This window comes from Streptomyces sp. NPDC051173 (genome assembly GCF_040689515.1).
Classification (GTDB): domain Bacteria; phylum Actinomycetota; class Actinomycetes; order Streptomycetales; family Streptomycetaceae; genus Streptomyces.
This window is the reverse complement of record NZ_JBFBBD010000112.1, coordinates 1-19,991: the sequence shown is the minus strand read 5'-3', so window position 1 is coordinate 19,991 and position 19,991 is coordinate 1. Positions and strand designations below refer to the sequence as shown.

Here is a 19,991-nt window from a genome sequence, read left to right as displayed (position 1 = left end):
TGCCTCCGGGCCGAGGGGCGGCACCAGCCCCTCGGCCGCGGCGCGGGTCAGCAGCCCGCGCACCGCGGCGTAGCCGTCCTCACCGAGGTCGGCGGCCACCCCCACCCGGTCACCGAAATGTTGCCGCGGGATGAAATCCGCAGCCCAGCGCGTTGGGCCCTCCGGACGAGAAACGTGGGGACAGCGGGAGGTCTCGGGTGGGAACGACTGATGTGACCGGCCAAGGATGGGCCAGGCGCCTGGCAGGACACTGCTGGCACTACCGCCGCACCGTGCTGCTCGCGCTCGGGTCCTCCCTCGTCGGCATGGCCGTCATGGCCCTCGTCCCCCTCATACCCAAGCTGATCATCGACGACGTCATAGGCGCCAAGGACCGCCCGCTGGCGCCCTGGGCCACGCTGCTGATCGTCGCCGCGGTCGTCGTCTACGGCCTCACCTACCTCCGCCGCTACTACGGCGGGCGCCTCGCCCTCGACGTCCAGCACGACCTGCGGACCGAGATGTACGCGTCGATAGCCCGGCTCGACGGCAGACGCCAGGACGAGCTCTCCACCGGCCAGGTCGTCGGCCGCGGCACCAGCGACCTCCAGCTGGTCCAGAGCCTGCTGTTCATGCTGCCGATGATGATCGGCAACATCCTGCTGTTCCTGATCTCGCTGGCCGTCATGGTCTTCCTCTCGCCGCTGCTCACGGTCATCGCCCTGGCCGTCGCACCGGCGCTGTGGTTCCTGGCGAAGCGCAGCCGCGTCAAGCTCTTCCCGGCCACCTGGTACGCCCAGGGCCAGGCCGCCGCGGTCGCGGGCGTCGTGGACGGCGCCGTCACCGGCGTGCGCGTCGTCAAGGGCTTCGGCCAGGAGGCGCAGGAAGCCGGGAAGCTGCGCGAGGTCAGCCGCAGGCTGTTCGCCGGACGGCTGCGCACCGTGCGGCTCAACTCCCGCTACACCCCCGCCCTCCAGGCCGTACCGGCCCTCGGCCAGGTCGCCATGCTGGCCGTCGGCGGCTGGATGGCCACGCGGGGCCAGATCACCCTCGGCACCTTCGTGGCCTTCTCGACCTACCTCTCGCAGCTCGTCGGCCCCGTGCGGATGCTCACCATGATGCTGACGGTCGGCCAGCAGGCCCGCGCCGGAGTGGAGCGTGTCTTCGAGCTCATCGACACCGAACCGGTCGTCGAGGAGCGCCCCGGCGCCCACACGCTGCCCGAGGACGCCCCGGCCACCGTCGAGTTCGACGGCGTCACCTTCGGCTACGACCCGGACCGGCCCGTCCTCGCCGACTTCTCCCTGCGCGTCGAGCCCGGCGAGACCGTCGCCGTCGTCGGCGCCTCCGGCAGCGGCAAGTCCACGGTCTCGCTGCTCCTGCCGCGCTTCTACGACGTCACCGCCGGCGCGGTACGGGTCGGCGGCCACGACGTGCGCGACCTGACGCTGCCCTCGCTCCGGGCGGCCATCGGGCTCGTGCCGGAGGACAGCTTCCTCTTCTCCGCCTCCATCCGCGACAACATCGCCTACGGGCACCCCGACGCCACCGACGAGGAGATACGGGCCGCGGCGCGCGCCGCACAGGCCGACGGCTTCATATCCGAACTGCCCGACGGCTACGCCACCGAGGTCGGCGAACAGGGCCTCACCCTCTCCGGCGGCCAGCGCCAGCGCATGGCCCTCGCCCGCGCCATCCTCACCGACCCCCGCCTGCTGCTCCTGGACGACGCGACCTCCGCGGTCGACGCCCGCGTGGAGCACGAGATCCACGAGGCCCTGCGCGGCGTCATGGCGGGCCGCACGACCCTCCTCATCGCCCACCGCGCCTCCACCCTGGCGCTCGCCGACCGCATCGCCGTCCTCGACGGCGGCCGCCTCGCCGACATCGGCACGGCGGAGGAGCTGGAGAGCCGCTGCGCGCTCTACCGCGAGCTGCTCACCGACCCCGAGGAACTGGCGGGCGTGGCGAAGGACCCCGCGGGCCTCGCCCCGGCCGCCGGACCCCTGGCCCTCGCCGGCTCCTTCGGCGGCGAGGCGGCGGCCACCGGCCTCGCGGACCCCGTGGCCGTGCCCCGCACCAGGCGACGCGTCGTCGACGGCGTCACACCGTCCCTGTGGGTCCGCAAGGACGCCGAGGAGACCGCCGGCACCGCTGACACCGCCGGGATGCCCGCCACCCCCGAGCTGCTCGCCAAGGTCGCCGCGCTGCCGCCCGCGACCGACACCCCCGACGTCGACGAGGAGCGCGCCGCCCGGCCCGAGGAGTCGTACGGCCTGCGGCAGTTGCTGCGGGGCTTCGGGGCGCCGCTCGCGCTGGGCCTGCTGCTGGTGGTCGTGGACGCGGTGGCGGGCCTGCTGCTGCCCATCCTGATCCGGCACGGCATCGACCAGGGTGTCCAGCGCATGGCCCTCGGCGCCGTCTGGGCCGCCTCCGGCCTCGCGCTGGTCGTCGTGATCGGCCAGTGGGCCGCGCAGGTCGCCGAGACCCGGCTGACCGGCCGCACGGGCGAGCGCGTGCTCTACGCCCTGCGTGTGAAGATCTTCGCCCAGCTCCAGCGGCTCGGGCTCGACTACTACGAGCGCGAGCTCACCGGCAAGATCATGACCCGGATGACGACGGACGTGGACGCCCTGTCGTCCTTCCTCCAGACCGGCCTGATCACCGCTGTCGTCTCCGTCCTCACCTTCTTCGGCATCCTCGTCGCCCTCCTCGTCCTCGACGTCGAGCTGGCCCTCGTCGTCCTCGCGACCCTGCCGCTGCTGGTCGTCGGCACGGTGATCTTCCGCAGGAAGAGCGTCAAGGCGTACGAGCTCGCCCGCGAGCGCGTCGGCTCCGTCAACGCCGACCTCCAGGAGAGCGTCGCCGGGCTGCGCGTCGTGCAGGCGTTCCGCCGCGAGGAGACCGGCGCCCGGCGGTTCGCCGAGCGCAGCGACGGCTACCGGCAGGCGCGGGTGCGCGGCCAGTGGCTGATCTCGGTCTACTTCCCGTTCGTCCAGCTGCTGTCGTCCGTCGCGGCGGCCGCGGTGCTGATCGTGGGCGCGGGCCGGGTGAGCGACGGCACGCTGACGGCGGGCGCGCTGGTGGCGTACCTGCTCTACATCGACCTGTTCTTCGCGCCCGTGCAGCAGCTGTCGACGGTCTTCGACGGCTACCAGCAGGCGACGGTCTCCCTCGGCCGCGTGCAGGGGCTGCTGCGCGAGCCCACCACGACCCCGGTGGCCGCCGAGCCGCGCGCGGTGCGGGAGTTGAGCGGCGCGATCGCCTTCGACGGCGTGCACTTCCACTACGGCGACGGGGAGCCGGCGCTGACCGGCATCGACCTGAGCGTCCCCGCCGGGCAGACGGTCGCGTTCGTCGGTGAGACGGGCGCGGGCAAGTCCACGCTCGTCAAGCTGGTGGCGCGGTTCTACGACCCGTCCTCCGGCGCCGTCCGGGTCGACGGCCACGACCTGCGCGACCTGGACCCCACCGGCTACCGGCACCGGCTCGGCGTCGTCCCGCAGGAGCCCTACCTCTTCCCCGGCACGGTGCGCGACGCCATCGCGTACGGCCGCCCCGACGCCACCGACGCCGAGGTCGAGGCCGCGGCCCGCGCCGTGGGCGCGCACGGGATGATCGCCGGGCTGGAGGACGGCTATCTGCACCGGGTCACCGAGCGTGGCCGCAATCTCTCGGCCGGCCAGCGGCAGTTGATCGCCCTGGCCCGCGCGGAGCTGGTCGACCCGGACATCCTGCTCCTGGACGAGGCCACCGCCGCGCTCGACCTGGCCACGGAGGCACTGGTCAACCAGGCCACGGACCGGCTGGCGGGCACGCGCACGACCCTCGTCGTCGCCCACCGCCTCACCACCGCGGCCCGCGCGGACCGTGTGATCGTCCTCTCCCGCGGCCGCGTGGCGGAGGACGGCACGCACGAGGAACTCCTCGCGCTGGACGGCCATTACGCACAGCTGTGGCGCACGTTCACGGGGGCCACGATCGCGGCTTGAGGGCCCGGGACGGGCTGGGCGCGTTCCCTTGCGCGACAACGCGCCCAGCCTGTCCGGCGGTTGCCCGTAGCACCGCGGAAGTAACCGAACACGCTCAAGACAAACACCCGTCCGCCCCGGTAGGTTCACCGCGACCTATGCGAACCCAAGGGGAGGGCGAATGCGCAAGGTACTCAGATGGCTGCTGGCGCTGACGGTGCTCTTGAGCACCGTCGGTCTCGGAGCGGCGACCACGGCCACCGCGGCGAGCCCGGAGCCGGACATCAAGCAACGCATCCTCGGCATCCCGGGGATGCACTTCCTGGAGGAGCGGCCCTACGAGGGATACCGCTATTTCGTCCTGAGCTACGACCAGCCCGTCGACCACCGGCACCCGTCGAAGGGCACGTTCCAGCAGCGCTTCACCTTGCTGCACAAGTCCGTCGACCGCCCGACGGTGTTCTTCACCTCCGGCTACAACGTCAACACCAGCCCCGGCCGCAGCGAGCCCACCCGCATCGTCGACGGCAACCAGGTGTCGCTGGAGTACCGGTTCTTCACGCCGTCCCGCCCGCAGCCCGCCGACTGGTCCAAGCTCGACATCCGGCAGGCGGCCGACGACCAGCACCGCCTCTTCGAGGCGCTCAAGCCCGTCTACACCAAGAACTGGCTGGCCACCGGCGGCAGCAAGGGCGGCATGACAGCCACCTACTACCGCCGCTTCTTCCCGCACGACATGGACGGCACCGTCGCCTACGTCGCGCCCAACGACGTCAACAACGACGAGGACTCGGCGTACGACCGCTTCTTCGCGAACGTCGGTGACAAGGCGTGCCGCACGCAACTGGGCTCCGTGCAGAAGGAGGCGCTCGTCCGCCGCGACGAGATCGTCGCCCGCTACCAGAAGTGGGCCGATGCCAACGGCAAGACGTTCAAGGTCGTCGGCAGCGCGGACAAGGCGTACGAGAACGTCGTGCTCGACCTGGTGTGGTCGTTCTGGCAGTACCACCTGCAGAGCGACTGCGCGTCCGTGCCCGCGACCAACGCCTCCACCGACGACCTCTACAAGTTCGTCGACACCATCTCGGGCTTCGACGCCTACACCGACCAGGGCCTGGAGAAGTTCACGCCGTACTACTACCAGGCGGGCACCGAGCTGGGCTGGCCCACGGTCAAGACCCCGCAGCTCAAGGGCCTCCTGCGGTACCCCGGCGTCAACGTCCCCCGGGCGTACGTGCCGCGGGACATCCCGATGCGCTTCCACGGCGGTGTGATGGCCGACATCGACCGCTGGGTCCGCAAGGACAGCGAGCGGATGCTCTTCGTCTACGGCCAGAACGACCCGTGGAGCGGTGAGCCCTTCACCCTCGGCAGGGACGCGGCGGCGCGCCACGACTTCCGCTTCTACGCCCCCGGCGGCAACCACGGCTCGAACATCGCCCAACTCGTCGCCGACGAGCGGGCGAAGGCCACGGCCGAGGTCCTCCAGTGGGCCGGCGTCGCGCCCAAGGCCGTCCAGCAGGACGCGTCCCACGCCAAGCCCCTCGCGCCGTACGACGCGAAGCTCGACCGCCCGGTCGTCGAACGGCAGCAGAGCCTGCGTCCGTAGCGGCGCCCCTCAGGTCAGGCGGCGGGCGCACCCGACGGGTGTCCCGCCGCCCACCTGCACATAGAGATCCGTCGACGGCGGGCACGCGTCGCGCGTGGTGACCTCGTCGGTCACCCGGTACTCCGGCGCGTGCGCCCCCGAGCCGTCGCACGCGGTCTCCTTCACCACCCCGTCCCGCTGGGCGTAGACGCAGTCGCCGGTCACCGTCAGCGGGCCGCCGCCCTGCCCGGGGTCGCCCGGGTGCGGCGGCCGGAGGTTGCGCATGCAGGCGTAGCCCTCCGGCGAGCTGTCCTCCTCCGAGTCACCGTGGTCCACCGCCGCGATGTGCAGGACGAAGTCCGTCGTGTCCGGACAGCGCGGGCCGCTCGCCTGCGGGCCGTTGTAGCGGGCGAGGACCCGTGCGGCGGCGCGCCGGTCCGCGCAGTCGACCTCCGTGAACGACTGCCCGCCGCCGCCCGCGCAGGCGTCCTCGGCGAGGAGCTCCGGCCTGTCACTGGAGACGGAGGCGGGGTAGGTCGGCGAGGGCGCGACGACCGAGCCGGCCCGTTGCGGCGCCTGGCAGCCGGACAGCGCCGCCTGCCCCGTGAGTCCCATGAGTGCGAGCAGCGCGCCCGGCAGCGCGCGATGGCGCATGTCGTCCCCCGTCCGTCCTCCTGTGCGCTCCAGCGTGCTGCCCGGAACCGGCGCGCACCAGACGCGCGGGGCGCGTACGGAGGGAGGGAACGGAGTGTGTGCGGGGCGCGCCGCACGGGCCGTACGCGGGCGTGTGCGGCCCCTGTTCGCGCGCCCTGGTCGAGAGACACCGCCGGCGCGTTGAAGGGGGGTGCGCCGGCGGCGGTGCTGTCGGGACGCAGGCGGCGGAGAGGGTGGGTCGGCGACGCTGTCAGCGGCGTACGCCGATACCGCGCTGCGATGCCCCGACGGCAGCACGGCCCTTGGACGGGCGGTGCCCCCGGGCGGTTCCGTGCGGGGCGCGCGTCAGCTGTGCGCGCGCCGCCTGCCGCCGAGCCGCGTCGGGAGCCGCCGGGTGAGCAGCCGCGCGCGGGGGGCGAGCCGCCGGGCCATCGCGAACACCGACTCCGTGCGCGAGCGGTCGGAGTCCAGCACGGTGAAGAGGTTGACCCCGAGATAGAACGTGATCGCCGCGTTGGCCAGGTCGCGCGGCGGCGTCAGCCGGGCCAGCGGCGTCCCCCCGATGACCCGCTCCAGGGTCTCCTCGACGAAGGAGATCCACGGCTCCGCCCGCACCTTGATCTCGTCCCGCAGCTCCGGTTTGGCGACGGCGGCGGCGACGAGCTCGGAGAAGAGCGTGAGGTGCCCGGCCTCGACGTCGTGCCGGTAGACGCGGGTGCCCGCCTCCACGAGGTCCTCAAGGGTGCGGCAGTCGGTGACGGCGTCCGAGAGGACGTCCATCCGCTCGGCGGAGGACCGGTCGAGCGCGGCGAACAGCAGCGGGTCGACACCGCCGAAGTGATAGAAGACCAGCGCCGAGTTGACCCCGGCCTCCTTGGCGATCGTCCGGGCGCTGGACCTGCCGTAGCCCTGCGCCCTCAGCACGGTGCCCGCCGCGCTGATCAGCCGTTCCTTGGTGTCCTCCACCGTCATGTGCAGCCCTCTCGCCAGGGCTGATCATACGGTTCGGGCGGTGGCCGGGGCCGGGCGCGCCCGGACCGGGGCTCACGGCGCGGCACCCGCCAGCAGGCCCTCCAGATACGCCCGCCCCGGGCCCATCAGCTGGACGAAGTCCGTGGCCTCCGGGTGCCACCGGCGCTCGTACTCCCAGCACAGCCACCCGTCCCAGCCCGCGCGGCCGAGGACGTCCACGCAGGCGCCCAGCGGCAGCGTGCCCGTGCCCAGGGGCAGCGGGGCGGTGTCGTCGGCCGAGGCGACGTCCTTGAGCTGGACGTAGCCCAGGTGCGGGGCGAGCGCCGGGAAGCTGACGGCCGGGGCCTCGCCGCCCAGCCAGGTGTGGAGGACGTCCCAGAGCGCGCCGATGTTGGGGTGGCCCACGGGGCCCAGGATCCGGGCGGTGTCCTGGGCCCGGCGGTGGGAGTCGTGGGTCTCCAGCAGGACGTGCACGCCGAGGTCCGCCGCGAGGGGCGCGACCGCGCCGAGGCGCCGCGCGGCGTCCGCGTCCGCCTCCGCCACGGGGCGGTCGCCACCGCCCGGGAAGACGCGGACGTACCGCGCGCCGACATCGCCCGCGAGCCGGATCAGCCCGTTCAGACCGTCGAACACGGCCTCGTCCGACTCCTGGCCGGCCACCCGGACGTAACCGGCGACGCCCAGGATCTCCACCCCCTCCTCCGCGAACCGCGCGGCCGCCGCCGCCCGCTCGCGCGGACCCGTCCCCGGGTGCAGGGGTTCCTCCGGGTGGGCCCGCAGCTCGACGCCGTCGTAACCGTGCGCGCGGGCGAGACCGGCCACCTCCGGGAGGGGCGTTCCGGGCACTCCGAGTGTGGAGAAAGCGAGTTTCATGGGGAGCGGGTTCCCCGGCGGCGTCCGGGAAATGCTTCCCGTACGGCAGAAGGGGGTGACCGGAACGGACACCAGAGCCTTACGGATAGCCATGAACGGTGTCACCGGACGCATGGGACACCACCAGCACCTCGTCCGCTCGATCCTCGCCCTGCGCGAGGAAGGCGGCATCGAGGTGGGCGACGGCACCCGGCTGTGGCCGGACCCCGTCCTCGTCGGACGCAGCGAACACAAGCTCAGAGCACTCGCCGGGCGCTACGGACTGGACGCGTGGACGACCGACCTCGACACCGTCCTCGGCGACCCGGCGATCGACGTCTACTTCGACGCGCAGGCCACCGCCGCCCGGGAAGGCGCCGTGCACAAGGCCATCGACGCGGGCAAGCACGTCTACTGCGAGAAGCCGACCGCCCTCGACCACAGCGGCGCCCTCGTCCTCCACCACCGGGCCGTCCAGGCGGGCGTCAAGCACGGCGTCGTGCAGGACAAGCTCTTCCTCCCGGGCATCCGCAAGCTGAAACGGCTGCTCGACGGCGGCTTCTTCGGCCGGGTGCTCTCGGTGCGCGGGGAGTTCGGCTACTGGGTCTTCGAGGGCGACTGGCAGCCCGCCCAGCGCCCTTCCTGGAACTACCGCGACCCGGACGCCGGCATCACCGCCGACATGTTCCCGCACTGGGAGTACGTCCTGCGCGAGCTGTTCGGCCCGATCCGGTCCGTACAGGCGCACATGGCCACGCACATCCCCCGCCGCTGGGACGAGCGGGGCGTGCCGTACGAGGCGGCCGTCGACGACGCGGTCTACGCGATCCTGGAGCTGGAGGGCGGGATCGTCGCCCAGCTCAACTCCTCCTGGGCGGTGCGGGTGCACCGCGAGGAACTGCTGGAGTTCCAGGTCGACGGCACCGAGGGCTCGGCCGTCGCGGGCCTGCGGAACTGCCGCGCGCAGCACCGCTCGGCCACCCCGCGGCCCGTGTGGAACCCCGACGTCCCGGTGGCCGAGGACTTCCGCGCGCAGTGGCAGGAGGTCCCGGACAACGGGAACGCGGGGGAGGACACCAACGCCTTCAAGGCGCAGTGGGAGCTCTTCCTGCGCCACGTCGCCCTGGACGAGCCCTGGCGCTTCGGGCTCGACGCGGGGGCGCGCGGCGTACGGCTCGGGCTGCTCGCCCGGGGCTCCGCCCGGGACGGCCGCAAGCGCGTGCTGGCGGTGTCCGGTCCCGAGGAGCGGGAGGGGGCGGCCCCGTGATCCGGCTCCCCGACGCGTCCGGCGCGCTGCGCCCGTACGAGCCCCGCAAGCTCCCCGTGGAGCCGGTGGCGCCGGGCGGTCCGCCCGCCTCGCGCACGCTCTTCGCCGCCGCCCACGTCGTCGCCGACCCGTACGGCAACACCACGCCGTACGGCCCTGCCGACCTCGACTGGGACGCCACGCTCGCCTTCCGCCGCCACCTGTGGGCGCACGGGCTGGCCGTCGCCGAGGCGATGGACACCGCGCAGCGGGGCACGGGTCTGGACTGGTCGCGGGCGGCGGAGCTGATCCGGCGCTCCACGGCCGAGGCGCGGGCCGTGGGCGGCCGCATCGTCTGCGGGGCGGGCACCGACCACCTCACGCCCCCGTACGGCACGCTGGAGGACGTCACGGAGGCCTACGAGGAGCAGCTGGACGTGGTGGAGGCGCACGGCGCCCAGGCCGTCGTCCTGGCCTCCCGGGCGCTCGCGGCCGTCGCCACGGGGCCGGACGACTACCGGGAGACGTACGGGCGGCTGCTGAGCCAGACGTCGGGGCCGGTGATCCTGCACTGGCTGGGCCCGGTATTCGATCCCGCCCTGGAGGGCTACTGGGGCAGCGACGACCTGGATGGTGCCGCGCGGACGCTCCTCGACATCGTCACCGCCCACCGGGAGAAGGTCGACGGGGTGAAGGTCTCCCTGCTGGACGCCCGGCGCGAACGTGCCCTGCGCAGGCGGCTGCCCGCCGGGGTGCGCTGCTTCACGGGCGACGATCTGCACTACCCCGAGCTGATCGAGGGGGACCGGGACGGCCACAGCGACGCGCTCCTCGGGGTGTTCGACCCGCTGGGGCCGCTCGCCGTGGATGCCGCGCGCCGGCTGGACCGCGGTGACGGGCGGGGCTTCCGGGAGCGGCTGGACCCGGCGCTCGCGCTGTCCCGGCACCTCTTCGAGCCGCCCACGCGCGCGTACAAGACCGGAGTCGTCCTGCTGGCCTGGCTCGCGGGCCATCAGGAGCACTTCACGATGGTCGCCGGTCAGCACGCCGCGCGCTCCCTGCCGCACCTTGCGCGGGCATACGAACTGGCCGACGAGCTGGGCCTGTTCCCCGACCCGGAGCGCGCGGAGGCCCGGATGGCGCGGCTGCTCGCGCTGCACGGGGTGGGCCCGTGACGGGGCGGGCGCGGTTCAGCCTCAACCAGCAGACCGTGCGCCAGTGGTCGCTGCCCGAGCTCGTGGCGGGCTGCGCGGCGGCCGGGGTGCGTCAGGTGGGGCTGTGGCGCGGGCCCGTGCGGGAGTACGGCGTCGAGGCCGCCGCCCGTCTGGTGCGGGACGCCGGACTGACCGTCAGCAGCCTGTGCCGGGGCGGCTTCCTGACCGCGGCCGACCCGGCCGGGCGGGCCGCCGCGCTGGCCGACAACAGGGCGGCCGTCCAGGAGGCGGCCGCCCTGGGCACCGGCGTGCTCGTGCTGGTGGCGGGCGGCCTGCCGCCGGGCTCCCGGGACCTGCCGGGGGCACGTGAGCGGGTCGGTGCCGCGCTGGCCGAACTCGGGCCGTACGCGGCCGGGCTCGGGGTCCGGCTCGCGATCGAGCCGCTGCACCCGATGTTCGCCTCCGACCGGTGCGTCGTGTCGACCCTCGGCCAGGCGCTCGACCTGGCCGAGCGGTTCCCTGCCGACCAGGTGGGCGTGGTGGTCGACACCTACCACCTGTGGTGGGACGACGCGGTGGCCGGGCAGCTCGCGCGGGCCGGGGAGGGCGGCCGGATCGCGGTCTTCCAACTGGCCGACTGGGTCACCCCGCTGCCGGAGGGCGCGCTGCTGGGCCGGGGGCAGCTGGGGGACGGCTGCGTGGACCTGCGGTGGTTCCACGAGCGGGTCGGCGCGGCCGGGTACCGCGGGCCGGTGGAGGTGGAGATCTTCCAGCCGGGGCTGTGGGCGCGGGACGGCGGGGAGGTGCTGGCGGAGGTGCTGGGCCGCTACGAGCGGCACGTCCTGGGGGGTACCGACGGTAACAAGCGGCCGGACGTTCCCCCGCTCCGGTAACGGATCGATAACTCCTTGAAGTCGGTGCAACCCTTTGGCCGTCAGGCGGGTCGTAACTTGCATCGGGCTTCCTGGGGAGGGATCCGGGGGGATTTCGGAGGAAGCCGGTTTTGGGGGGTGCCCGAGGGGCCCGGTCGTCGGACCGGGCCCCTCGGCTTGTCCTCCCGCGCTCCCGCGAGGGTGTCCCTCTCGCTCCCGCGGAGTTGTCCCCTCGCTCCCATGGAGTTATCCACAGCCCCGAACGCCTGTCGTACCCCGGCTGTACCGTCGGGGCATGGTGAACATGGCAGTGGTCGAAGGGGTCCTGGAGCGGATCACCTACGCCAACGAGGAGAGCGGCTATACGGTCGCCCGCGTCGACACCGGCCGCGGCAGCGGCGATCTCCTCACGGTCGTCGGCTCCCTGCTCGGCGCGCAGCCGGGGGAGTCGCTGCGGATGGAGGGCCGCTGGGGCTCCCACCCGCAGTACGGCCGCCAGTTCACCGTCGAGAACTACACCACGCTGCTCCCCGCCACGATCCAGGGCATCCGCCGCTATCTCGGCTCCGGCCTCATCAAGGGCATCGGCCCCCGCATCGCCGACCGCATCACCGAGCACTTCGGCACCGACACCCTGGACGTCATCGAGCAGGACCCGAAGCGGCTGATCGAGGTCCCCGGCCTCGGTCCCAAGCGGACGAAGATGATCGGCGCCGCCTGGGAGGAGCAGAAGGCCATCAAGGAGGTCATGGTCTTCCTCCAGGGCGTCGGCGTCTCCACCTCCATCGCCGTGCGGATCTACAAGAAATACGGCGACGCCTCCATCTCCGTGACCCGCCATCAGCCCTACCGCTTGGCCGCCGACGTCTGGGGCATCGGCTTCCTGACCGCCGACCGCATCGCCCAGGCCGTCGGCATCCCGCACGACAGCCCCGAGCGCGTCAAGGCCGGTCTGCAGTACGCCCTTTCCCAGTCCACCGACCAGGGGCACTGCTATCTCCCCGAGGAGAAGCTGATCGCCGACGCCGTCAAGCTCCTCCAGGTCGACACCGGGCTCGTCATCGACTGCCTCGCCGAGCTCGCCGCCGACGAGGAGGGCGTGGTCCGCGAGCGTGTGCCCGGCCCCGGCGGCGAGCCCGTGACCGCCGTCTATCTCATCCCCTTCCACCGCGCCGAGCTCTCCCTCGCCGGCCGGCTGACGCGGCTGCTGCGGGCCGAGGACGACCGGCTGGCGGCCTTCCGCACCGTCGAGTGGGACAAGGCCCTGGCCTGGCTCGCGGACCGCACCGGCGCCGAGCTGGCCCCCGAGCAGCAGCAGGCGGTGCGGCTCGCGCTCTCCAGCAAGGTCGCCGTCCTCACCGGCGGCCCCGGCTGCGGCAAGTCCTTCACGGTGCGGTCGGTGGTCGAGCTGGCCCGCGCCAAGAAGGCCAAGGTCGTGCTCGCCGCACCCACGGGGCGGGCCGCCAAACGGCTCTCCGAGCTCACCGGCGCCGAAGCGTCCACCGTGCACCGGCTGCTGGAGCTCAAGCCGGGCGGTGACGCCGCGTACGACGCCGACCGGCCGCTGGACGCCGACCTGGTGGTGGTCGACGAGGCGTCCATGCTCGACCTGCTGCTGGCCAACAAGCTCGTCAAGGCCGTAGCCCCGGGCGCCCACTTGCTGCTCGTCGGCGACGTCGACCAGCTGCCGTCCGTGGGTGCGGGAGAGGTGCTGCGCGACCTTCTCGCGCCCGGCAGCCCCGTCCCGGCCGTGCGGCTCACCCGTATCTTCCGGCAGGCGCAGCAGTCCGGCGTGGTGACCAACGCCCACCGCATCAACTCCGGTGTGCAGCCCATCACTCAGGGCCTGGCCGACTTCTTCCTCTTCCCCGAGGAGGACACCGAGGAGGCGGGCCGGCTCACCGTGGAGGTGGCGGCGCGCCGCATCCCCGCGAAGTTCGGCCTCGACCCGCGCCGCGACATCCAGGTGCTGGCCCCCATGCACCGCGGCCCGGCCGGCGCGGGCAACCTCAACGCCCTGCTCCAGCAGGCGATCACGCCCGCCCGCCCCGACCTGCCGGAGCGCCGCTTCGGCGGCCGCGTCTTCCGCGTCGGCGACAAGGTCACCCAGATCCGGAACAACTATGAGAAGGGCGAGAACGGCGTCTTCAACGGCACGGTGGGCGTGGTCACCGCCCTGGACGCCGTCGAGCAGCGCCTGACGGTGCGCACCGACGAGGACGAGGAGGTCGGTTACGACTTCGACGAGCTCGACGAGCTCGCCCACGCCTACGCGGTGACCATCCATCGCTCGCAGGGCAGCGAGTATCCGGCGGTGGTGATCCCGGTCACCACCGGCGCGTGGATGATGCTCCAGCGCAATCTCCTCTATACCGCCGTGACCCGGGCGAAGCGCCTGGTGGTCCTGGTGGGCTCCCGCAAGGCCCTCGGCCAGGCCGTCCGCACCGTTTCCGCAGGCCGCAGATGTACGGCCCTGGACCACCGGCTCGGCGCCGGCCCCGGCGGGAGTGACGCAGACGGCATTCCTCCCCAGGCGGTTTACCAACCGGGGCGAACGGGGCAGTATGGCCAGGCTGGGCGGCACTGAGTGCCGTCTTTAGGCCCTATGGCCGACCCCGAGTGCACGTGCATCGTCCAAATGGGGGAAGGTAGGGGTAGTCAGGGCACCTCGAAGAAGAGGCACAACGTCGGTGAGGGATGACGTGAGCGACAACTCTGTAGTACTGCGGTACGGGGACAGTGAATACACCTACCCGGTGGTCGACAGCACCGTCGGCGACAAGGGCTTCGACATCGGCAAGCTCCGCGCCGAGACCGGGCTGGTGACCCTGGACTCCGGTTACGGCAACACCGCCGCGTACAAGTCCGCTGTCACCTACCTCGATGGCGAGCAGGGCATCCTCCGCTACCGCGGTTACCCGATCGAGCAGGTCGCCGAGCGCAGCACGTTCCTGGAGACGGCGTTCCTGCTGATCAACGGCGAGCTGCCGTCCGCCGACGAGCTCGCCACCTTCAAGGGTGAGATCACCCAGCACACGCTGCTGCACGAGGACGTCAAGCGCTTCTTCGACGGCTTCCCGCGTGACGCCCACCCGATGGCCATGCTGTCGTCCGTGGTCAGCGCGCTGTCCACCTTCTACCAGGACAGCCACAACCCGTTCGACGAGAAGCAGCGCCACCTCTCGACGATCCGTCTGCTGGCCAAGCTGCCGACGATCGCCGCGTACGCCTACAAGAAGTCGATCGGCCACCCGTTCGTCTACCCGCGCAACGACCTCGGCTACGTCGAGAACTTCCTGCGGATGACGTTCTCGGTGCCGGCCCAGGAGTACGACCTCGACCCGGTCGTCGTCTCGGCCCTCGAGAAGCTGCTGATCCTGCACGCGGACCACGAGCAGAACTGCTCGACCTCCACCGTGCGTCTGGTCGGCTCCTCGCAGGCGAACATGTTCGCCTCGATCTCCGCCGGCATCAGCGCCCTGTGGGGCCCGCTGCACGGTGGCGCCAACCAGTCGGTCCTGGAGATGCTGGAAGGCATCCAGGCCAACGGCGGCGACGTGGACTCCTTCATCCGCAAGGTGAAGAACAAGGAGGACGGCGTCCGCCTGATGGGCTTCGGCCACCGCGTCTACAAGAGCTTCGACCCCCGGGCGAAGATCATCAAGGCGGCGGCCCACGATGTCCTCTCGGCGCTCGGCAAGTCCGACGAGCTGCTGGACATCGCGCTGAAGCTGGAGGAGCACGCGCTCTCCGACGAGTACTTCGTCTCGCGCAACCTCTACCCCAACGTGGACTTCTACACCGGTCTCATCTACCGGGCCATGGGCTTCCCGACCGAGATGTTCACCGTGCTCTTCGCGCTCGGCCGGCTCCCCGGCTGGATCGCCCAGTGGCACGAGATGATCAAGGAGCCCGGCTCCCGCATCGGCCGCCCGCGCCAGATCTACACCGGCGTCGTGGAGCGCGACCTGCCGCTCGACCGCGGCTGATCCGCGAGCGCCGGGCAGGGGTAAAGCAGGCAGAGAAAAAGGCAGAGAAAAGCGCCCCGCTACCGATCCCCCCACGGGTCGGAGCGGGGCGCTTTCCGTTCCCCGGTACGGATTCCCCCCACGGGATCCGGCCGGGAGCCGCGGTGCGCGGTGCCGACGCGATCTGCCGGGACCCGTACGCACGGGAGGGCCGCTCAAAGCTCCCCGGTGTACGTGCCCCGGCCACGCGTGGCCGGTACCGTCCCCCAAGACGATCCAGCACTGCCTGGTTAGACCCACGACCCCCCGCAATGGTTACGTCGGAATCGCTGTGATCTAGGTCTCCTGCCATAACTGGACGTAAAAGGGCAAGGGGGTGAATGTGTGGGTGTTGTGTCGCTTTTACGGGTTACGTGAATCCGGGCCTCGCCGGACCGGAACTCAGCGGAAAGCGCGCAACCGCAGGCTGTTGGTCACGACGAAGACCGACGAGAAGGCCATCGCCGCTCCCGCGATCATCGGGTTGAGCAGGCCGGCTGCGGCCAGGGGCAGCGCGGCCACGTTGTAGCCGAAGGCCCAGAAGAGGTTGCCCTTGATGGTCGCGAGCGTCCTGCGGGCCAGCCGGATCGCGTCCGCCGCGACCCGCAGGTCACCGCGGACGAGCGTGAGATCGCCCGCCTCCATGGCCGCGTCCGTGCCGGTCCCCATGGCCAGCCCCAGGTCGGCCTGGGCCAGCGCGGCCGCGTCGTTGACCCCGTCACCGACCATCGCGACCGTGCGGCCCTCGCCCTGGAGCCGCCGGACGACGGCGGCCTTGTCCTCCGGCAGCACCTCGGCGATCACCTCGTCGATGCCGACCGCGCGGGCGACGGATCCGGCCACCGTCGCGTTGTCGCCGGTCAGCAGCACCGGGCGCAGCCCCAGGGCCCTGAGCTCGGCGACCGCCCGCGCACTGGTCTCCTTGACCGTGTCGGCGACGGACAGGACACCCCGTGCCTTCCCGTCCCAGGCCACCGCCACGGCGGTGCGGCCCTCGGCCCGCGCCGCGGCCAGCGCGTCCCCGAGGTGGGCGGGCAGCTCGACCCCGGCCCCGGCCAGCAGGGACTCCCGGCCCACGAGCACCTCGTGCCCCTCGACCACGCCCCGCACGCCGAGCCCGGCCACGCTCCCGAAGTGCTCGACGGGCGGCAGTCCACCGGCCCGTTCCGCGGCTCCGGCGGCGACGGCCCGCGCGACCGGGTGCTCGGAGAAGTGCTCCAGCGCCCCGGCCAGCCGCAGCAGTTCGCGCTCGTCCTCGCCCGGCGCCGTGACGACGTCGTGCAGCCCCATCCGGCCGGTGGTCACCGTGCCCGTCTTGTCCAGCACGACCGTGTCCACCCGCCGGGTCGACTCCAACACCTCCGGCCCCTTGATCAGGATGCCGAGCTGCGCGCCCCGGCCCGTACCGACCATGAGCGCGGTCGGCGTCGCCAGGCCCAGGGCGCAGGGGCAGGCGATGATCAGCACGGCGACGGCGGCGGTGAACGCGGCCGTGGTGTCCCCGGTCGCCGGCAGCCAGCCGGCCAGGGTCCCGAGCGCGATCAGCAGCACCACGGGCACGAAGACGCCGGAGACGCGGTCGGCGAGGCGCTGCACCTCGGCCTTGCCGCTCTGCGCGTCCTCCACCAACCGGGCCATCCGCGCGAGCTGGGTGTCCGCGCCGACCCGCGTGGCCTCGACGACCAGCCGCCCGGCGGCGTTGACGGTCGCGCCCGCCACCGTGTCGCCCACGGCCACGTCCACCGGCAGCGACTCGCCGGTCAGCATCGACGCGTCCACCGCGGACGCGCCCTCGACGACCGTGCCGTCCGTCGCGATCTTCTCCCCGGGCCGTACGACGAAGCGGTCGCCGGCCGCCAGCCGGGACACCGGGACCCGCTCCTCGCGCCCGTCCCGCAGGACGGCCACGTCCTTGGCGCCCAGCTCCAGCAGCGCCCGCAGCGCGGCCCCCGCCTTCCGCTTGGACCGCGCCTCCAGCCAGCGCCCGGCCAGGAGGAACGTCGTCACCCCGGCCGCCGCCTCCAGATAGATCGCCGACGACCCGTCCGTACGGGACACGGTCAGCGAGAAGGCGTGCCGCATGTGGGGCATCCCGGCCGTGCCGAGGAACAGCGCCCACAGCGACCAGCCGAACGCGGCCAGCGTGCCGATCGAGACCAGGGTGTCCATACTCGCCGCGCCGTGCCGGGCGTTGGTCCACGCGGCCCGGTGGAAGGGGAACGCGCCCCAGACCACGACAGGCGCGGCGAGCGTCAAGGACAGCCACTGCCAGTTGTCGAACTGGAGCGACGGGACCATCGACAGCAGCACGACCGGCGCGGACAGCACGGCGGAGACGGCCAGCCGCCGCCGGAGCGCCCCCGCCTCCCCGCCGCCGTCGGCCTCGGTGGCCGCCGTGGGCTCGGGCGCCCGCGGCGGCTCGGCCGTATAACCCGTCCGTTCCACCGCGGCGATGACGTCCGCCACCGCCACCCCTTCGCCGAGGGCGACACGCGCCTTCTCCGTGGCGAAGTTGACGGTGGCCCGGACGCCGTCCATCCGGTTGAGCTTGCGCTCCACGCGGGCGGCGCACGACGCGCACGTCATCCCGCCGATGGCGAGTTCGACCTCGGCGGGAGCGGACGCCTTCGGGGCGGGGGCCGTGCTGTTCATCGTCGGAGCCCTGGCGATCAGCCGCGGCCGGTGAGCTCGTAGCCCGCCTCGTCGACGGCGGCGCGGACCGCCTCGTCGGCCAGCGGCGCGGTGGCGGTGACGGTGACCTGGCCGGTCGCGGCGACGGCCTTCACCGAGGTGACCCCGGCGAGGGCGGAGATCTCTTCGGTGACCGCGGACTCGCAGTGGCCGCAGGTCATGCCGGTCACCTGGTAGACGGTGGTGGAGTCGCTCATGGTGGTTCCCCTCGGTGAGGTCGTGCGTCGTCGGACAACAGCGGGAACAGCTTACCCCCTGGGGGTATTCCTGGGTGGGTGTTCCAGCGGCCCCGCGAGGCGTGCGCACGGCAGGGGCCCCGGGCCGGAAGTCCGGCCCGGGGCCCCTGCGGGAGGGGTTCCCGGTCAGTCCTCGGCCGCGCGCCGCGAACGGTTGCCGGGCCGGGCGGCCACCCACTCGCGGATGGTGTCCGCGAACCAATAGGGCTTGCCGTCCTCGATGAGATCCGGCGTGGGCAGCATGCCGTGCTTGCGGTAGGTCCGGACGGTATCGGTCTGTACGCCGATGTGCGCCGCGATCTCTTTGTAGGACCAGAGTCGACGGTCGGTCATCTCTCGCGCCTCTCCGCTGCGCCGCGGCGACGGAGGGGGGTCCGTCGGGGAAGCCGTGGCGCGGCCTGCTTGATCACTGAGCCTGTGCCCGGTGAACGGCCCCGAGTGACCGGCGGCGAGGGGTTGTTGGCCCTCTGTGACCGAAGCGTGACGGTTTCGCAGAGTGGTGGGGGTGCTCGCCGCTTCCGGCTACGGGTCGGGTGCGGGTCGGGTGCGGCCGCGGCGGGCGGCCTCACGCGCGCCGGCCGTGCCGGGTTCCGGGCCTGTCGCCGCGGTCACGAGTCCGGTCGGGCCACCCGCACGGGACGGTTCTCCCGCCGTGACACCTCGCACGCCTCGGCGACGAGCAGCGCCGCCAGCCCCTCCCGGCCGGAGCAGGGGTTGGGCGCCTCGCCGCGCGCGGCCCGCAGGAAATGAGCCAGCTCGGCGCGGTAGGCGGCCTCGAACCGCTCCAGGAAGTCCGCCCAGGGCCGCTCCGGCGCCCCGGGCCCGCCGGGCTCGGCCGAGGTCGTGGGCGTACGGTCGCCGAGCCCGACCACCCACTGGTCGCGCTCGCCGGACAGCTCCATCCGTACGTCGTAGCCGGCGCCGTTGTAACGGGTGGCGGTCGCGGTGACGAGCGTGCCGTCGTCCAGGGTGAGCAGGGCGGCCGCGGTGTCCACGTCGCCCGCCTCCCGGAAGAACGCCGCGCCGCCGGCCGAGCCCCGCGCGTAGACCTCTGTCACCTCGCGCCCCGTCAGCCACCGCACGGTGTCGAAGTCGTGGACCAGGCAGTCGCGGATGAGACCTCCCGAGAGCGGCAGGAAGTCCGCGGGCGGGGGAGCGGCGTCGGAGGTGACGGCCCGGATGGTGTGCACCCGCCCCAGCCGCCCCGCCCGCACCGCCTCGCGCGCCGCCCGGAACCCGGGGTCGAACCGCCGCTGGAACCCCAGTTGCAACAATGTGCCCGCCTCCTCGACGGCGCGCAGCGCCTCCCGCGTGCGGTGGGGGTCGAGCGCGACGGGCTTCTCGCAGAAGGCGGGCAGACCGGCTTCCGCGGCGCGCGTGATCAACTCCGCGTGGGTCGCGGTGGGGGTGGTGATGACGACGGCGTCGGCGGTGCGGAAGAGGGTGTCGAGGGTGGTGGCGCGGGCGTTCAGGCGTTTCGCGAGGGTGGTGGCGCGGTGTTCGTCGGCGTCGGCGATGAGGAGGTCGTCCACGTTGTCGTTGGCGGCGAGGGCGGAGGCGTGGAACGAGCCGATGCGGCCTACGCCGATGAGTCCGATGCGCATGGGGGTGCCCTTTCTTTTGTTCCCCAGCCCCGCCCCTTCCCGAAACTGGGGGAGACCCCCAGACCCCCACCACGCTTCGCGCGGTGTCCTCAAACGCCGGACGGGCTGATTTCGCTGGCTACGGTCTGCACCATTCAGCCCGTCCGGCGTTTGAGGACAACGCGC

14 protein-coding genes and 1 pseudogene are annotated in these 19,991 nt (G+C 72.8%); 7 read left to right on the top strand and 8 right to left on the bottom strand.

Translation table 11 applies throughout. The features are described from left to right. Window positions 1–93: pseudogene (locus tag AB0435_RS32470) on the bottom strand (1,4-dihydroxy-6-naphthoate synthase); the annotation flags it as partial. A 104-nt stretch (window positions 94–197) separates the two neighbouring features. Between AB0435_RS32470 and AB0435_RS32465 the strand changes: the two are divergent. After that, complete coding sequence (locus AB0435_RS32465; RefSeq protein ID WP_366428575.1) at window positions 198–3,971, top strand: ABC transporter ATP-binding protein; 3,774 nt, start codon at window positions 198–200, stop codon at window positions 3,969–3,971. A gap of 160 nt (window positions 3,972–4,131) precedes the next feature. Next, the gene (locus AB0435_RS32460) at window positions 4,132–5,559 is read left to right on the top strand and encodes a S28 family serine protease (protein ID WP_366428574.1); all 1,428 of its coding nucleotides are present in this window, start codon (window positions 4,132–4,134) and stop codon (window positions 5,557–5,559) included. A 9-nt stretch (window positions 5,560–5,568) separates the two neighbouring features. Here AB0435_RS32460 and AB0435_RS32455 read toward each other — a convergent pair whose 3' ends face one another. The 3 genes from AB0435_RS32455 to AB0435_RS32445 form a co-directional block, all read right to left on the bottom strand. Then, window positions 5,569–6,192, bottom strand: a complete 624-nt coding sequence (locus AB0435_RS32455) for a hypothetical protein (protein WP_366428573.1) — start codon at window positions 6,190–6,192, stop codon at window positions 5,569–5,571. A gap of 345 nt (window positions 6,193–6,537) precedes the next feature. Beyond that, entirely contained in the window at window positions 6,538–7,164 is a 627-nt protein-coding gene (locus AB0435_RS32450) for a TetR/AcrR family transcriptional regulator (protein WP_366007818.1), read from the bottom strand. 72 nt (window positions 7,165–7,236) lie between these two features. Continuing rightward, window positions 7,237–8,037 (bottom strand): sugar phosphate isomerase/epimerase family protein, encoded by an 801-nt coding sequence (locus AB0435_RS32445; RefSeq protein ID WP_366007817.1) that lies wholly within the window; start codon window positions 8,035–8,037, stop codon window positions 7,237–7,239. A 91-nt stretch (window positions 8,038–8,128) separates the two neighbouring features. Here AB0435_RS32445 and AB0435_RS32440 point away from each other — a divergent pair, with 91 nt between their 5' ends. The 5 genes from AB0435_RS32440 (at window position 8,129) to AB0435_RS32420 (ending at window position 15,277) form a co-directional block, all read left to right on the top strand. Then, complete coding sequence (locus tag AB0435_RS32440) at window positions 8,129–9,283, top strand: Gfo/Idh/MocA family oxidoreductase (RefSeq protein ID WP_366428572.1); 1,155 nt, start codon at window positions 8,129–8,131, stop codon at window positions 9,281–9,283. Beyond that, complete coding sequence (locus tag AB0435_RS32435; RefSeq protein WP_366428571.1) at window positions 9,280–10,437, top strand: dihydrodipicolinate synthase family protein; 1,158 nt, start codon at window positions 9,280–9,282, stop codon at window positions 10,435–10,437. Before AB0435_RS32440 ends, AB0435_RS32435 begins: the two co-directional genes overlap by 4 nt. Then, on the top strand, window positions 10,434–11,309 hold the full coding sequence (locus AB0435_RS32430) for a sugar phosphate isomerase/epimerase family protein (protein WP_366007814.1): 876 nt from the start codon (window positions 10,434–10,436) through the stop codon (window positions 11,307–11,309). Before AB0435_RS32435 ends, AB0435_RS32430 begins: the two co-directional genes overlap by 4 nt. 274 nt (window positions 11,310–11,583) lie before the next feature. Further along, window positions 11,584–13,875 (top strand): ATP-dependent RecD-like DNA helicase, encoded by a 2,292-nt coding sequence (locus AB0435_RS32425; protein ID WP_366428570.1) that lies wholly within the window; start codon window positions 11,584–11,586, stop codon window positions 13,873–13,875. Between the two features lie 115 nt (window positions 13,876–13,990). After that, complete coding sequence (locus AB0435_RS32420) at window positions 13,991–15,277, top strand: citrate synthase (RefSeq protein WP_366007812.1); 1,287 nt, start codon at window positions 13,991–13,993, stop codon at window positions 15,275–15,277. 420 nt (window positions 15,278–15,697) lie between these two features. On the opposite strand, the gene AB0435_RS32415 is transcribed toward AB0435_RS32420, so the two are convergent. From AB0435_RS32415 to AB0435_RS32400, 4 genes are all read right to left on the bottom strand, one after another. Further along, window positions 15,698–17,947: a heavy metal translocating P-type ATPase gene (locus AB0435_RS32415; RefSeq protein ID WP_366007811.1), complete on the bottom strand. Its 2,250-nt coding sequence runs from the start codon at window positions 17,945–17,947 to the stop codon at window positions 15,698–15,700. A 17-nt stretch (window positions 17,948–17,964) separates the two neighbouring features. Then, entirely contained in the window at window positions 17,965–18,183 is a 219-nt protein-coding gene (locus tag AB0435_RS32410; RefSeq protein ID WP_366007810.1) for a heavy-metal-associated domain-containing protein, read from the bottom strand. A 165-nt stretch (window positions 18,184–18,348) separates the two neighbouring features. Further along, on the bottom strand, window positions 18,349–18,555 hold the full coding sequence (locus tag AB0435_RS32405; RefSeq protein ID WP_366007809.1) for a MarR family transcriptional regulator: 207 nt from the start codon (window positions 18,553–18,555) through the stop codon (window positions 18,349–18,351). Window positions 18,556–18,830: 275 nt separating this feature from the next. Then, window positions 18,831–19,826 (bottom strand): Gfo/Idh/MocA family oxidoreductase, encoded by a 996-nt coding sequence (locus tag AB0435_RS32400; RefSeq protein ID WP_366007808.1) that lies wholly within the window; start codon window positions 19,824–19,826, stop codon window positions 18,831–18,833. Between the last annotated feature and the right edge of the window lie 165 nt (window positions 19,827–19,991).